Annotated in this window: 13 protein-coding genes; 9 read left to right on the forward strand and 4 right to left on the reverse strand. The window is 63.1% G+C overall.

From position 1 onward, the window contains the following. The first annotated feature begins 28 nt into the window (after positions 1 to 28). Together JF781_RS26105 and JF781_RS26110 are read left to right on the forward strand one after the other, a co-directional pair. On the forward strand, positions 29 to 760 hold the full coding sequence (locus tag JF781_RS26105) for an acetoacetate decarboxylase family protein (RefSeq protein ID WP_374109792.1): 732 nt from the start codon (positions 29 to 31) through the stop codon (positions 758 to 760). 235 nt (positions 761 to 995) lie between these two features. After that, positions 996 to 1,604, forward strand: coding sequence for an LGFP repeat-containing protein (locus JF781_RS26110; protein ID WP_225330418.1), 609 nt, complete (start codon positions 996 to 998; stop codon positions 1,602 to 1,604). Between the two features lie 29 nt (positions 1,605 to 1,633). Here the strand turns inward: JF781_RS26110 and JF781_RS26115 are convergent, their stop codons facing one another. The 3 genes from JF781_RS26115 to JF781_RS26125 all read right to left on the reverse strand — a co-directional run bounded on the left by JF781_RS26115 (position 1,634) and on the right by JF781_RS26125 (position 4,820). Then, positions 1,634 to 2,065 (reverse strand): hypothetical protein, encoded by a 432-nt coding sequence (locus tag JF781_RS26115; protein ID WP_225330415.1) that lies wholly within the window; start codon positions 2,063 to 2,065, stop codon positions 1,634 to 1,636. A 79-nt stretch (positions 2,066 to 2,144) separates the two neighbouring features. Beyond that, a complete protein-coding gene (locus JF781_RS26120; protein ID WP_225330414.1) occupies positions 2,145 to 3,608 on the reverse strand; it encodes an NAD(P)/FAD-dependent oxidoreductase in 1,464 nt (487 codons plus the stop codon). A 615-nt stretch (positions 3,609 to 4,223) separates the two neighbouring features. Then, on the reverse strand, positions 4,224 to 4,820 hold the full coding sequence (locus JF781_RS26125) for a TetR/AcrR family transcriptional regulator (RefSeq protein WP_225330413.1): 597 nt from the start codon (positions 4,818 to 4,820) through the stop codon (positions 4,224 to 4,226). Between the two features lie 61 nt (positions 4,821 to 4,881). On the opposite strand from JF781_RS26125, the gene JF781_RS26130 reads away from it, so the two are divergent. The 5 genes from JF781_RS26130 to JF781_RS26150 all read left to right on the forward strand — a co-directional run bounded on the left by JF781_RS26130 (position 4,882) and on the right by JF781_RS26150 (position 9,825). Next, on the forward strand, positions 4,882 to 6,300 hold the full coding sequence (locus JF781_RS26130) for an AarF/ABC1/UbiB kinase family protein (protein ID WP_225330412.1): 1,419 nt from the start codon (positions 4,882 to 4,884) through the stop codon (positions 6,298 to 6,300). Then, complete coding sequence (locus JF781_RS26135) at positions 6,287 to 7,471, forward strand: cytochrome P450 (RefSeq protein WP_225330411.1); 1,185 nt, start codon at positions 6,287 to 6,289, stop codon at positions 7,469 to 7,471. Before JF781_RS26130 ends, JF781_RS26135 begins: the two co-directional genes overlap by 14 nt. A 30-nt stretch (positions 7,472 to 7,501) precedes the next feature. Beyond that, positions 7,502 to 8,419 (forward strand): NAD(P)-dependent oxidoreductase, encoded by a 918-nt coding sequence (locus JF781_RS26140; RefSeq protein WP_225330410.1) that lies wholly within the window; start codon positions 7,502 to 7,504, stop codon positions 8,417 to 8,419. A 141-nt stretch (positions 8,420 to 8,560) separates the two neighbouring features. Then, a complete protein-coding gene (locus JF781_RS28770) occupies positions 8,561 to 8,749 on the forward strand; it encodes a hypothetical protein (RefSeq protein ID WP_225330409.1) in 189 nt (62 codons plus the stop codon). A gap of 98 nt (positions 8,750 to 8,847) precedes the next feature. Continuing rightward, entirely contained in the window at positions 8,848 to 9,825 is a 978-nt protein-coding gene (locus tag JF781_RS26150; RefSeq protein ID WP_225330408.1) for a threonine/serine dehydratase, read from the forward strand. 203 nt (positions 9,826 to 10,028) lie between these two features. Here JF781_RS26150 and JF781_RS26155 read toward each other — a convergent pair whose 3' ends face one another. Then, a complete protein-coding gene (locus JF781_RS26155; RefSeq protein WP_225330407.1) occupies positions 10,029 to 10,538 on the reverse strand; it encodes an SRPBCC family protein in 510 nt (169 codons plus the stop codon). Positions 10,539 to 11,172: 634 nt separating this feature from the next. Here JF781_RS26155 and JF781_RS26160 point away from each other — a divergent pair. Further along, a complete protein-coding gene (locus JF781_RS26160) occupies positions 11,173 to 12,894 on the forward strand; it encodes an FAD-dependent monooxygenase (RefSeq protein WP_225341330.1) in 1,722 nt (573 codons plus the stop codon). A gap of 107 nt (positions 12,895 to 13,001) precedes the next feature. Then, a complete protein-coding gene (locus JF781_RS26165; protein ID WP_225330417.1) occupies positions 13,002 to 13,673 on the forward strand; it encodes a pyridoxal 5'-phosphate synthase in 672 nt (223 codons plus the stop codon). The last annotated feature ends 407 nt before the right edge of the window (positions 13,674 to 14,080 follow it).

Genomic DNA, 14,080 nt, shown 5'->3' on the forward strand with positions numbered 1-14,080 from the left:
AGTCCAGGTCGACTCGCGGATCGGACCGATTTGGGCGCCGAACTTCTACTACCGCGCGACCATCGTTCAGGCGAACATGCTCGCTCCGTTCGACCGTCTGGCGGCGATGCTTCCAGAGCCTCTCGAGCCATTGCGGGCGGTCCCCGGTTATGGAGTCGCGGCCCTGACTTTCTTCTCGTATGCGGTCTGCGACAACGATCCATATGACGAAGTGTCCGTCGCGGTCGTCATCCGAAAGCCCGGTGAACGGGGTCTGCTGTCCGGCCTGCTTCCCGAGCTCGAACTGCTGAACACCATGCGGCGCAGGAAGTTCTACGCTCACGTCCTGGCGCTACCAGTCACCACCGAGATTGCCCGGGTCCGCGGCGTCGAAGGCTACCAGCTGCCGAAGTGGCGCACCGACATCAGTGTCGACATCAGCGATGCCGTGCGGGCCGGAATCGCTGGCCCCACAGGCAAACCGGATGTGAGCCTGCAGGCGCCGCTACCAGAGTTCACCGATTTCCCATCACAGTCCCGGCTCGGCACCAACACCATGGTTCATTTGGTCGACGGGCAATGGCGCCAAACCTCGGTGCAATCGAACACGCTGTCGTTCGCGCAACGCAGCTTCCCGCGTGACGTCACACTCACCCGACACGGCGGCCCGCTGAGCGATCTTCTCGACGGGCTTGGCGCCTCCACAATCCTGCGTCTAGAGGTCACCAAAGATGCGCAACTGGTGCTGAACCTGCCGCGGCCCCTGGAAGCATTCGGCTAAAAGCTGGGACTTTGGCATCACGCGAGACGCGCGTGCCCGGCATTCACGCTGGCTGTAACCGGCGACTGCGTGGTCGACATGCCATGGAATTTGCCCGCCGATGGCCACGGTGGATTTCATCGCACCGGTGATCCTTACCCCGGTCCTCTGGCTCGCCGTCTATGCCCGCGGCGTAAGTTCGGTCGGAGCCACGAAGACCGCGACCGCCTGCCTTAGGAAGACGCGAGAGGAAGCCATGAGAACGATCGCATACCGCCACGCGGCAGTCGCCGGCCTGGCCGCCGTCGCACTGATTGCTGTGGGCTGCAGCAATGGCAAGAGCGTCGACGCGTCGGCGCCGCCTTCGGCCGGGGCGAGCGCCACCTCCACGTCTAAACCCCCGGCGCCACCCACTGAGGTGAAAGTCCTCGGGGAGGGCAACGTTGAGGTAACTCTGACCGGCCCGATCGCTGCCAAGTACTCGTCGGCAACGCAGGATCAGAAGCAGGCTCTCGGCAAGCCGCTCACGGGTGACCGCAACGCGGGAAAGCGGGAGAGCGGCTTGGTATTCCAGCAGTTCCAGGGCGGCGTGATCACCGCCAAGAACGACGAGCCCGGTACACCCGCGTTCATCACCACAGGCAAGATCCGGGAGGCCTGGAATGTGCCACGCGACCCGAACGGCGTGCCTGCGGTCACGGGCACTAACGGGTCGGCGGGTGCGCTGGGCTTTCCGACCAGCGACGTGAACACCGTCGGCGATCTGCTCGTGTCGAATTTCGAGCACGGCAAAATCGAGTACAACCCGAAGACCGGCCGGGTCGAAGTGACGGTCAACGGCAACGTCGTACCATCCGGGCTGTAGCCCGAATCAGGCGAGGTGGCACGCGGGCGCTACACCGAGATGACCGCAAGATCTTCGTCGGTGACCACGCGAACTTGCACGCTGTCCTGGCCCAAGAGCGTTGCTTTCAGCAGACGGTGGATACCGTCCAATATGACTACTCTGTCCACATGATTCACTCGTGCGTGCAGCGGAAATCTCAGATCGCAGGCGAGGGTCCGCGCCCATTGCTCGCGATACCGATCCGGGTCATCGAGTACATCTTGCGGACACACCCGAAAAGGAATTCCACCATGCGACCAGAACGGTAAGCGCAGGTGCCACGCAAGTTCTCCAACAGGTACTTTCACCTCGACCAGGCCAGGCAATTCGTGCAACTTGCCCATGTCCCAATGAATGTCCGGGATTACACCACGCAGCACATCCGGAACCTGATCTCGCAGTGGAAAGGGCCGAACCACCGCGCCATCGTCCCACCACAACCCACGGATCTTCGGCACAACATCCCCACCGAAGGGCTTCGCAGGTTCCGACTGTCCGTGCCGGAGGCGAAGCGGGCGCTCATACGGTGAGGATGTAGTCCTCGTCGTGGGGGCGGCCCAGCATCTCAGTGAGCCGCTTGCGATCGAATGGCCACAGGTCAATGTGGTTATCGTCGACGAAGTACCACGAGTTGCAGCCGGTGTTCCATACCGTCGGACCCATCGCTTTGGCGACGTCGGCGGCGAAGCGATCGGTGGCTTCATCTGTGATCTCGACGGTCCTGATCTCGCCGTCTCGGAAACGACGCAGCCATCCGGTCACGTACTGGGCCGTCAGTTCGGCGACGAATTGCATGGACATCACCCCGGTCGCCGAGTTAGGGCCCAGCACGGTGAAGAAGTTGGGGAATCCCGGGATCGCTGTCATTGCCCAGGCCCGAGGACCCGTCGCCCATGCTTCATCGATGGACAGTCCACCGCGGCCACGCAGATCGATCGGACGCATGTAGTTGTGGGCCTGAAAGCCGGTGGCGAGCACAATCGCGTCCACTTCGTGGTGGACGCCGTCGGCGGTCCGTATGCCGGTCGGGGTAATCGCGCCGATGGGTTGGGTGACCAGACTCGCATTCGGCTTCGCGATTGCTCGGTAGTAGTTATTGGAGAGCACCTGCCGTTTGCAGAACGGTTCATACTCTGGAGTGAGTCTTGACCGTAGGTCTTTATCTGGCACCAGGATTCGCAAACACAACCGTGCATAGCCCTGGGCCAAGCGCCGGCGCCATGTTGGTCGGATGAGCACGTCGGCAAACAGATCGGAACCGATGCGCTGCGCCCATCCCACCGTCCATCTGAGCCCCGGAAGGACTCGCAGCAGCCAGCTCACGAGTCGTGGTTGGCGCAGTCCCATCGGCGCCCACATCACCCACTGTGGTGTGCGCACAAAATGCGTGATATGCCCAGCATCGGATTGCAACGCGGCAAAGATCTGAACCCCAGTCGATCCCATGCCGATCACCGCCACACGCTTGCCCGCGGTGTCGGCCCCTGTCCAGCAAGCGGTGTGCACGATGGGTCCAGTAAACGAGTCGATGCCGTCGATATCGGGGATCACTGGGTGGTGCAGCACGCCGGTGGCGGCCACGAGGAAGTCGGCGTCGAGTTCCTCGCCACTCTTGGTGGAGACCCGCCATCGGTTGTCGACAAACACCGCCGCGTTGACTTCGCAGCACAATCTCAAATGCCGGCCGAGCCCCAGGTGTTCGACCAAGTCGCGGTGGTAGCGCTGAATTTCCTCACCGGTGGCCCAAAAATGCGTCCAATCCGGTTTGGGTGCGAACGCGAATTGATATGCGTGGGAAGGGATGTCGCACCTCAGGCCAGGATATCGGTTCCAGTGCCACACACCACCGACGTCCGAGCCCTTTTCCAGAATTGTGAAGTTCGTGAAGCCTGCCTCCAGCAAGGTGTGCGCGACAGCAATGCCGGCCATACCGGCACCCACGATCACGATGTAAGGATCTCTGTGGCGACCTGGCTTGGTCATGTCGCTGCTCCTCCGAGTGCGCTCATCAGCATGTAAACCCGCTGCCGAACCAATCGCCCCTCATCATCCCAACGGGCGGACGTTGTGGATAGACATGGCGATCCACTATTTCTCGATGGGACCGAGCCAGATCGGGACCATGCTGTACCAACAAGATCGCCAGTCGCACCCGCCCTTCTGCCAGCCGCGGACCTAATCCTTCAAGGCATTTTGCAGTCGATGTCGGCACCGTCGAGCGTGTCCAACTGATGCAATAACGGCCTGGTCTCGACAACTGGGGATTGCCTTGTACTGCAACGACTTAAGGCAGCGATCGGCGCTGCGTTGGCGCGATCGGCCCGTGCTTACATGGTTATTTCACCGCTTTCCCGACTGGGGAGGAACCACTTAAGGTCGATTACCCGCCATGTTCGTGGCCCCCGTATTCCTTCGATACGAATCACGAATCGCCCGAGGTTTATGGAGGAAGAGCCAGTCCGCATGCATGTCTGCGACACGGATTTCGCCGCATCATGTAGAGCGCGGCATAGTTCAGCAGTTGGCGGGTGCGAGGCCGCCGGCACGGCCGAACATCTGTGTACGGGACAAATCGCCGCCCGCACACCTGCCGGCCAATTACTGTTCGATCCGGCCGGCGATCATCTCGGTCCACTCGGTGACATATTGCTCGTCGGTTGTGTCGAAGTGGTTGGAGTCGAACATGATTCGGGAGGTGCGTCTGCCGACCAAGGCGTCGACACCGACTGCGGCGATCTGCCCGACCTCGGAGAGGTCCGGGGCGCAAGTTTTGATCCAGTCGCCGAGTGCGCTGTATAGGCCGTCGATCAGCGCAGCGTAGGCGTCGGCGAGCCGTTGTGATTCGCCGGCCGGGGTACGGGCAACGACTTGCAGGAACTCGCTTTCTTGGTCGACCACGCTCATCAAATACCGGCACAGCAACGACAATTCGGTGCGCAGGTCGCCGCGACCCGCGAACAGCGCGCTGATGTCGTGCATGGCGCGACGCCGGTCGAGCTGGCGGTCGATCACCGCAGTTAGCAACTCCTGCTTGGACTTGAAGTGGTTGTAGAGCCCTCCACACCCTGGCACCAGTCCGGCCGCTTGCTCGATCTGCTTGACGCTGGTCGCACGATAGCCCTGCTGGCCGAAGAGACGCATCGCCTCGGTGATTAAACGCTCTTTGGTCGGGAGATCGACCCTTGACCCGCTCATAATCATCCGATTATATTTGGTAATCAAGCGCTATATCAAGTCCTGCTAGGGAGGGGGCGCGATGACCGAGATCGGAGCGCAGATTCCCCGCGGCCGGGTGCGCCGCACCATGCCGATGGCCGGCTTCACTGCCCGCGCCGCCGGTGGGCGCATGCTGGCCGGGCTACGGGAAAAAGCCGGCGACGCCGGAGCGGTGCAACGATTCCACGAGCGCACCGCCGAGCGCTACGTCGAGCTGCTCGGTCACTCCAAAGGCGTGCTGATGAAAGCCGGTCAGATGATCTCGATGGTCGACACCGGTGCGCTGGGAGCTGGTGAATTGTCCCCATATCAACAGGCGCTGACACGGCTGCAGGCTGACGCGCCGCCCATGGATCCCGCGCTGGCGCTGGAGATCCTGCAGGCTCAGCTGGGCCGCCCGGTGGACGCGGTGTTCGCTGACTTCACCGCCCAACCCATGGCCGCGGCCTCCATCGGCCAGGTCCATCGCGGTGTGCTGCTGGACGGTCGCCAGGTCGCCGTCAAGATCCAATATCCCGGTGTCGCACAAGCGATTCACGACGACCTGGCCAACACCGAACTCTTGACCACCCTGTTTCGGCTCACTGCCGGCGCATTCGGGGCGGCGATGCCCGACATCGACGGCGCCTCAGCCGAAATTACCGACCGCATCTCCGAAGAAGTCGACTACCGGCGCGAAGCCGCCAACATCACCGCTTTCGCCGACCTGTACCGCGGGCATCCCTTCATCCGGGTACCGGAACTTGTGTCTGAGGCGTCTTCGGATCAGGTGTTGACAATGACGTACCTGGACGGAATGGACTGGGCTGCAGCCCAACACGCCGACCAAGAGCTGAAAAACCGCTGGGCCGAAGTCATCGCGCGGTTCGTCTTCGGCTCCTATCGGCACGCCAACCTATTCCACGCCGATCCGCACCCGGGCAATTACCGCTTCGGCGCCGATGGCACCGTCGGGTTCGTCGACTTCGGATGCATCAAACGCCTGACCGAGCCACAACGCCAACGCATCGTCACAGTCGTGCGCGCCGCCGTCGACGGGCGCAAGGACGACCTTCGCGACATCATGATCGACAGCGGATTCTTTACCGCCGATTCCGCGCTGACCGCCGATGACACCTATCAGTGGTGGCAGGGCATCCTCTACGAAACCATGGACAGCCAGCCGGCGACCTACACCGAACACGCCTCGGCGCGTGCCATCCAATTTCTGCTTGATGTTCGCGCCCCCGATCACCCCATGCGCCAGATGTCGATCCCACCCGACCTGGTGTTCTTCTCGCGGATCAACCTGTCTATGAACGCCGTGTTCTCCGCGCTGCGCGCCTGCATCTACAACCGGGGCCTGCTCGACGATATGGATGGCGTCGCACCGCCGGTTACCGAGTTAGGCCGCCAACACCTCACCTGGGTCAACCAGCGGGGCCTGCCGTTGGGAGTGGACAACCATGACCAGCGCTGACGTCGCCAGCATCCGGCTGCCCTGGGATGCCGCCGATCCCTATCCCTTCTACGAGGCGCGCCGCGCCGACGGGGAGGTGGTGTGGGATGACACCGCCCAAGCGTGGCTGGCACTGAGCTATGAGGCCGCGCGCGAAGTCCTCGGCGGATCCGGCTGGACTAGTGATCCAGTCGCCAACCCACTGGCTCGAGCTGCGATTGATCCGCTTAGCGCGGACTTCTTCGCCGGGTCCATGTTGTTCGCCGACGGAACCCGGCACACGCGGCTACGCACCGCGGTGCGTGACGTGTTTACCCGATCATTCGTTGCCAATCTGGGCGCAGGTGTCGAGGCGATCACCGCCGCTCTGATCGGCGAGCCCGAAGTCGCTGTGCCGTTTGATTTCATGGCAGAGATCGCGCTGCCGCTACCGATCGCAGTTATTTGCAGCTGGCTGAATCTGCAGCCCGCCACCGCCCGTCTGCTGCGGGAACTGTCGCCGGTGATCATCCGCATGCTTGGCGCTCTCGCCGATGCAGACGAGATCGCCGCTGGCGCGGCGGCCGGCGCCGCGCTGGTGGCCGAGTTCCTTCCCATGGCCGCCGACCGGCGCACCCACTCTGGTGACGATCTACTCAGCTTCATCGCCGCCGACCCCGACATCTCACTCGAAGAGGTCGCCGCGACCGCGATACTCATCGCCGTCGCCGGACACGAAACCACAGCCAATATGCTTGGCGCCGGCATCGTTACGCTACTCACCGCAGCCGACGATGGCAGCCGCGTCCTCGACCGCATCGACCCCGCCGACCCCGCACTGGTGACCGAGCTACTTCGGCTGCACGGGCCGGTGCAGTCCACGGTGCGTACCGCTACCACCGACCACACAATCGCCGGCACCCAGATCGCGGCCGGTGACACCGTGCTTGTCGTAGTCGCGGCCGCAAACCGCGATCCCGCGGTGTTCGACCAACCCGACCAGTTCCGGCTCGACCGACACGGGTCCGCGCCGCTGTCGTTCGGTTACGGGGCGCACTACTGCCTAGGTGCTGCCGTCGCGCAACTCGAACTCCGTACCGCGATACCCAAAACCCTTGAACGCCAGCCTGTTCTGGCCGGATCGGTGCATTGGCGGGACACGGCAGCCATCCGCGGCCCGCTGAGCGTGCCCCTGATCTTCACCAGCAGGTAGGGCGCGACCAGAAACAAGGGTGAGTGGGCGATGCGCATCTTCCTTACCGGCGGAACCGGCGCTATCGGCAGCTACGCGGCGCCTGCACTGGTCGCCGCGGGACACACGGTGTCAGCATTGGCCCGCACACCCGGCAAGGCCGCAACGCTTAGGAGCCAAGGGGCTCAACCAGTCTCGGTGTCCCTATTCGACTGTGAAGGTCTCACCGCCGCGTTCGCGGGCCACGACGCGGTGGTCAACCTCGCGTCAGCGCTGCCACCGGCACACCGGATGATCCTCACGTCGGCCTGGACCGCCAACCACCGCGTTCGTGCCGAGGGATCAGCCAACGTCGTCGACGCCGCGTTGAAAGTCGGCATCGCGCGGCTCATCCAAGAGTCGATCGTGATGATCTACCGCGACGGGGGCGACCGCTGGATTGACGAGGACTGGCCCACTGACCGCTTTCCCGCCGCGGCCGGAAATCACGCCGCCGAAGCCAGTGCGCAACGATTTATCGATGGCGGGGGAGTGGCTCTGACCCTTCGTTTCGGCATCTTCTACGGGCTCGGCGCCGCCCACAGCGAGCAAATAATGGCACTCGCACGCCGCCACATCGGATTCCAGGCCGGCCGCCCTGACAGCTACATTTCATCGATCCATGTCGCCGACGCTGCCAGCGCCGTCGTCGCCGCACTCGAAGTGCCTTCCGGTACCTACAGCGTGGTTGACGACCAACCTGTCACCGCACGCGACAACAGCAACGCCATGGCCGCCGCCGTTGGAACCAACACGTGGCTTCGTGCTCCGGGCCGCGCCGCGTCGCTGCTCGGTCAGCGCACCACATCGCTAACCCGCTCACTGCGAGTCAGCAACGCCCGATTCCAGACCGCCACCGCATGGAAGCCCCGGTACCCCAGTGTGTGGGAGGGCTACCGAGCCATGGCCGGGGGAAGGAGCCAACAGTGACGCCGGTCTACGGCAGCGGACTAGGCGATCTTCCGATAGCGCAACAGGTCGTAACGTGCTACGCAACAGTGCAATTCCATTCATCGATTCATCAAACGAATGCGTATACGCCAACCACTCGAACGCGTTAGGCAAAACCCAGTGGCCCAGGGGTACGAAGCCAAACGGCCATGGCCCGGTCACGAAATCCAGCGCAAGCCCCACCTATTCTTCGAGGTCGGGCGCGAGAGGCAGGCCGAGGGGAATCCTGATGTCGCCGCCATGGATCAAGATATCGGCGAAAAGGCCACCGGCTTGACCACCGGCGGACTTAAGCGGCAATTGGGGTGACGTTCGTTCGTGACCGCGTTGGCGACACGCTCGCGGTCCAATCGCACGAGAGCGACTGTCGGCCGAACTCGGGCCCGACGTCGCTACGCTGCTGCGTTATGCAGCAGACGCGCCTCGACACCGCCCGCATCCGGGCGGCTCGTCGGGTGATCGACCCGATTTTTCTCGACACGCCGCTGTACCGCTGCGAGGCGCTGGAACACCTCGGCTGCACCGTGAGCATCAAGCTCGAAACGGCGAACCCGGTCCGTAGCTTCAAGGCTCGCGGGACCGAGGTAGTCGCGAGCCGGCTTGCCTACAAAGGCTCGCCCGCCGTGGTGTGTGGCAGCGCGGGCAACCTCGGACAAGCCCTGGCTTGGTCTGGTCGCGCCAGGGGTCTCGAGGTCACAGTCGTGGCATCCCGGTTTGCACCTGCGGTCAAGCTCGATCACATCCGCGCGCTGGGCGCGAGATTGGAGTTGGTGGACGGCGATAACGAGATGGCACGGACCCGGGCGGCAGCCATCGCGCGGCATGAAGGCATCGGGCTGCTCGATGACAGCTCGGACATCGAAACCTGTGAGGGCGCGGCGACCATTGGCCTGGAACTGGCGGAGGCCGTTTCGTCGTTCGACGCTGTGCTTATCGCTCTCGGGGGCGGAGCGCTGGCTACCGGTGTCGGGCATGTGATGAAGACCCTCGCGCCCGACGTCGAGGTGATCTGTGTTCAGCCGGCCGGCGCACCGGCGATGACACGTTCGTGGCGTCAGCGGCGCGTTGTCACCACCGAGTCGACTGACACCATCGCAGACGCTGTCGCCGGCCGGTGTCCAATTCCGGAGGTCCTCGACGACCTCCTCCTGGTCGGTGACGACGCTGTCCTGGTCCAGGAAGCATCGATCATCGCGGGTATGCGGGTACTTCTGGAGGACGCTGGCCTCGTGGTCGAACCGTCGGCCGCGCTCGGCATCGCGGCCATCCTCGAAGACCGTGACCGCTTCGCTGGCCGCCACGTAGTCACCATCGTGTGCGGCAGCAACGTCGACGTAGACGCGTATCATCGCTGGGTCGATGCGGCCGTCATCCGCAGGCCTTGATGGCCGCCGCTGATACCCATGCCAATCGAAGCTCGGCGGCCTGTTGCTCCAGGTGCGATTGATCGAAACCTTCACTGCGACAGGCAATTCTGGCTGAGCGGAATGCAGCGGAGCGAGGGGCACTGACCAAACGTCGAGACTGCAGCAGGCATGCGGCGCATGATGTGGAGGGCAAGTGTGCTTCGCCAATTTGTTGACGGTACCTACTCCGCAGGTCTGGGTACGGCGCCTAGGCTCTCGGCGGTATTTTTCAGTGCGAGCAGTGTGCGCTTCATGTCGTTGATCATTCGAGGTCCGCGCAGCCAGCCCACCATCCGCCAGTACAGACGCATCGCGGGGATGTCCTCGAGTTCGAACCGCTCGGTGACCACCGTTCCATCGCTGTTCGCGGGTTCGAATGTGTAGCGCCATGTCAGGCAGACGGTGTTCTTGGGTGCGATCGGAAGTCCCATTGGACGTGAGCGCACCGTGAAGGCGAATACTCGATTGGGTTCACACTCGGTGATCATGCAGGACGTCCAGTAGGTGGGTCCTTTTCCGTTGCGTTTGACCCGACCCCGGAACTTCACGCCGGGACTGGGGCCTGTTGCGCCGTTGAGCCATTCGGCCGCGATGGTCTCTGGGCTGAATCGTCCGATCTGCGTAACGTCGCTGACCAGGTTCCATACAGCCGAGGGCGGGGCACTGATTCGGACGGTCGCTGACCCCCGCATGGGCCGAGAATCGCGGGCCTCCCGCCCGGTTCGGCGTGACAACGGTCAGGTCCATTCGCTACAAAGCCGATTCGGACCGGCCAGCGGAGGGTAGGGGGTCTGATCTGGCTCGGTCGGACGCTTGGGTGGATGGCCAGTCATCGCTTAACCCTTCGTATGAGAGCCGCCGAGTTACCAGCCACCGTAGTACCGTGGCGGACTTGCGTCACGAGCTGCAGTCTCGCCGTGATTCGTAATTGCCACCAGCCGATTCCGGCCAGGCGAGGGACGGTCGGGACTATCGCCCCCCAACATGCCTTACTGTTACTTGAGAGTACTCTTATTATTCTTAATATTCGTGTACGCTCACTCGCCATGGACTTGCGAAGCGGTGGCGTGGGCGGTGATCACTCGGCTCGTTTCGTGGTCGTGATGCCGCGCCGATGCTGAGTCGGAAGGGGCCGTGGGTGAGTGAGCGTGGTGAGCACGCGGTTGTGTTGGGCGCGGGGATAGCGGGTTTGCTTGCCGCGCGGGTGCTTTCGCCTGACGGTCGACCGCCACAACCTCGTCATCACCAGCCAGCGCGGCGCCGGCTCCACCGCCCCAGCCAACACCTAAGCCGTTCATGACTTCGCACAACGATGTGAACTCAACCATGTCGTACAAACCGGTGATCATCGTCGGGGGAGGCCCAATCGGGCTGGCCGCTGCCCTGGAACTCGCCAGGTTCGATGTTCCCAGCGTTGTTGTCGAGCGTCATGATTCAACATCGTGGCATCCCAAGGCCCGCAACCTAAATGCGCGGACGATGGAGATCGCCCGAGGGTGGGGAAGCGCGGTGTATCAACGGCTGCGCGGCATCGATATCCCGCCCGGCTGGAAGAGCCCGATGAGGTATCTGGACACGATTGTCGGTCGGCAGGTGGGTCAGATCGAGACGGGAGGTTTCGACGGCCCCGGGCCGACGATCAGCCCGGCACTCCCGATCATGTCCTCGCAGGACCTGACCGAACCCGTCCTGCGTGACGCAGCGGAGGCCACGGGAATCGTCGACCTTCGGTTCGGTCACCAGGTCACCGACGTGCTATCCGGGTCCAGCGACCACGACACCGAAGCGGCCGTGGCAGTCCGCGTCAACGCCACGGGAGACACCTACACTCTGGCCGGGGAAGCGCTTGTTGCCGCCGATGGTGTCGACAGCACGATACGTCGCCAACTTGGCATCGCCTTGAACGGCGAGCAGGGCATCCATCACTTCGTCAACGGCTACTTCTGTGCCGATATCGAACGCCATGTCGGAGAACGCCGGGGCGTATTGTTTTTCGTCGCCAACCCTGATGCCGCCGGCCTGCTGCAACCACTCGACGGGCACGGCCGCTGGCTATGCCAGATCGGCGTATCGCCGGACCAGTGGGTGCGCGAGCTCTGGGACGCCGAGCGAGTGCGGCGGTGGGTCCGCGGCGCGGTCGGGGTTCCCCACCTCGTCGTCGAGGTGAAAGGCGTTGGGCTGTGGCAGATGAACGCAACCGTCGCTGATCGTCTGGTCGCCGGCCGCGTGGTGTTGTGCGGCGATGCCGCCCACCAATTCCCGCCCACCGGAGGACTGGGAGTCAATACCGGACTGCAAGGCATGCACAACGCCATGTGGAAGCTGGCCTTATGCATCCGTGGCCTGGCCGGGTGGTCGTTACTCAAGACCTACGAGGACGAACGTCGCCCACCCACGATCACCACGATCCACCAGTGTTTGCAAAATCACCGTGATCTCGCGCGGCTTGCCGCGGCTTACTACTATCCCGCGAGCAGTGACCTCACTGCCGAGGAGGCCGAGCGGGAGAGCCGACGCTTCGGCAATCATTTCGGCGTTGAGTTCGGCACGGTGTATCGCTCGGCCGCCGTCATCGTCGACGGCACAAATCCTCCCGACGTCGACGACAGCTATAGCGACTACGCGCCCTGCGCGACGCCGGGCTGCCGCGCGCCGCATGCCTGGCTGGGCAACGAATCTGCACCGGTCTCGACGCTCGATCTACTCGGCGCCGGGTTCACGGTGCTTACCGGTCCTGGCGGGGCAATCTGGCGGAAAGCAGCCACGGTTGCTGCTCGAGAGCTCGGGGTGCCCATAGCTAGCTACGCGATCGGCGATCCGGGATTGGTCGACCACACCAACACGTTCTTCGACCTCTACAGAATCGGCCGCGACGGGGCGGTCCTCGTGCGTCCCGACGGATATGTCGCCTGGCGCAACCCAACCGGACACTGCGAGGGTGTCCCACTCATTCAAGCCATCAGACAGATCCTGGATCGCCGGGCAGAGGAACGCTTGCGCATGCCGAGCGGCGGCGGTCAGTCCGACAGTGCGATCGGGCATAGGTAGAACCCTAGGCCCGGGACCCACTGATCAAGATGGCCACGAAATCTGAGTCAGTTATCTGGCGCGGTCGGGGATACGGTCAAACAGTGAACAATGACATAGCTGCGCCATTGAATCTATGGTCCGAGGACGACGGTGGCCGTTCTTACTTGCGAGCTCTACCAGTCCTGTCAGGAACAGGCTCCAGTTTCGAAACCCACAAGGCTCCCGCGCACCCGATTCCGCTCTTTGTGACATGGCTGCAGCAAGCGGTCGACGCTGGTGTTGCGGAGCCGCACGCGATGACGATCTCAACGGTCGACTCGCAGGGGATGCCGCGAGCACGGGTGCTCATCTTGAAGGCAGTCGATGATGCCGGTTGGCATTTCGCAATGAGTTCGGTGAGTCAAAAGGGCCGCGACCTCGACGCTCATCCCGCCGCGGCGCTGACGTTTTACTGGCCCGCGTTGGTTCGGCAGGTTCGTGTTGTCGGTGCTGTCATCAGTGATGGGGCCGCCGCAAGCGCAGAGGACTTTCGGGCCCGGCCGGTCGGTTCGCGTGCGCTGGCCTTGACTTTGCGTCAAAGTCAGCCGCTGCCCGATATGTCCGAGCTCGATACCGAGATCGAGAAGGCCTATCGCCGTTTGAGTGATGAGCCCGATCTCGTTCCGGACGAATGGATGTCCTACGCGGTGTTCCCGGATGAGGTGGAGTTCTGGGAAGGCTCGCCCGATCGCCGGCATCGCCGCCTGGCCTACTACCGAGTTGACGACAGATGGGAACGAACGCAGCTATGGCCTTGACGGCGGGCGTGGCTCGCCTGAGTTTCGGCTGCGCACTCCATTCATCTAATAAATCAGACTGCGCGAGGATACACGCGTTGCGCGAGAACGAAACCGGTTGCAATCTCGAATGACTTCGAGTATCCGATACATCGTCGGCTGCCGCGGCGGAGACGACTGAAAGCAACGCGATACATTGCTGCACAGCATGATAAAGAATCTAGCGAAACTTCATTGGATCTCGGCGACATCAAGACATGTCGAATTCCTCCGAGCTCAGGGAGGACACAAGGTGCAGACGAGCCTTAGCATCGGACAGCCCGGCGACGGTGGCGACGAGCTCAGAACGATGTAGCTGGAGGCATGACCTGCGCGTTGGTATCGCCGGAAGTGGCGGCAACACCTATCACACGTCGCCGCTTGGACGA

Source organism: Mycobacterium sp. WUMAC-067 (assembly GCF_020217485.1).
Taxonomy (GTDB): Bacteria; Actinomycetota; Actinomycetes; order Mycobacteriales; family Mycobacteriaceae; genus Mycobacterium.

What these genes read in the sequence shown, in the direction of transcription:
- JF781_RS26110 (WP_225330418.1), top strand. Translation starts at nt 996, where the DNA reads ATGAGAACGATCGCATACCGCCACGCGGCAGTCGCCGGCCTGGCCGCC.
- JF781_RS26120 (WP_225330414.1), bottom strand. Translation starts at nt 3,608, where the DNA reads ATGACCAAGCCAGGTCGCCACAGAGATCCTTACATCGTGATCGTGGGT.
- JF781_RS26125 (WP_225330413.1), bottom strand. Translation starts at nt 4,820, where the DNA reads ATGAGCGGGTCAAGGGTCGATCTCCCGACCAAAGAGCGTTTAATCACC.
- JF781_RS26130 (WP_225330412.1), top strand. Translation starts at nt 4,882, where the DNA reads ATGACCGAGATCGGAGCGCAGATTCCCCGCGGCCGGGTGCGCCGCACC.
- JF781_RS26135 (WP_225330411.1), top strand. Translation starts at nt 6,287, where the DNA reads ATGACCAGCGCTGACGTCGCCAGCATCCGGCTGCCCTGGGATGCCGCC.
- JF781_RS26140 (WP_225330410.1), top strand. Translation starts at nt 7,502, where the DNA reads ATGCGCATCTTCCTTACCGGCGGAACCGGCGCTATCGGCAGCTACGCG.
- JF781_RS26150 (WP_225330408.1), top strand. Translation starts at nt 8,848, where the DNA reads ATGCAGCAGACGCGCCTCGACACCGCCCGCATCCGGGCGGCTCGTCGG.
- JF781_RS26155 (WP_225330407.1), bottom strand. Translation starts at nt 10,538, where the DNA reads ATGCGGGGGTCAGCGACCGTCCGAATCAGTGCCCCGCCCTCGGCTGTA.
- JF781_RS26160 (WP_225341330.1), top strand. Translation starts at nt 11,173, where the DNA reads ATGTCGTACAAACCGGTGATCATCGTCGGGGGAGGCCCAATCGGGCTG.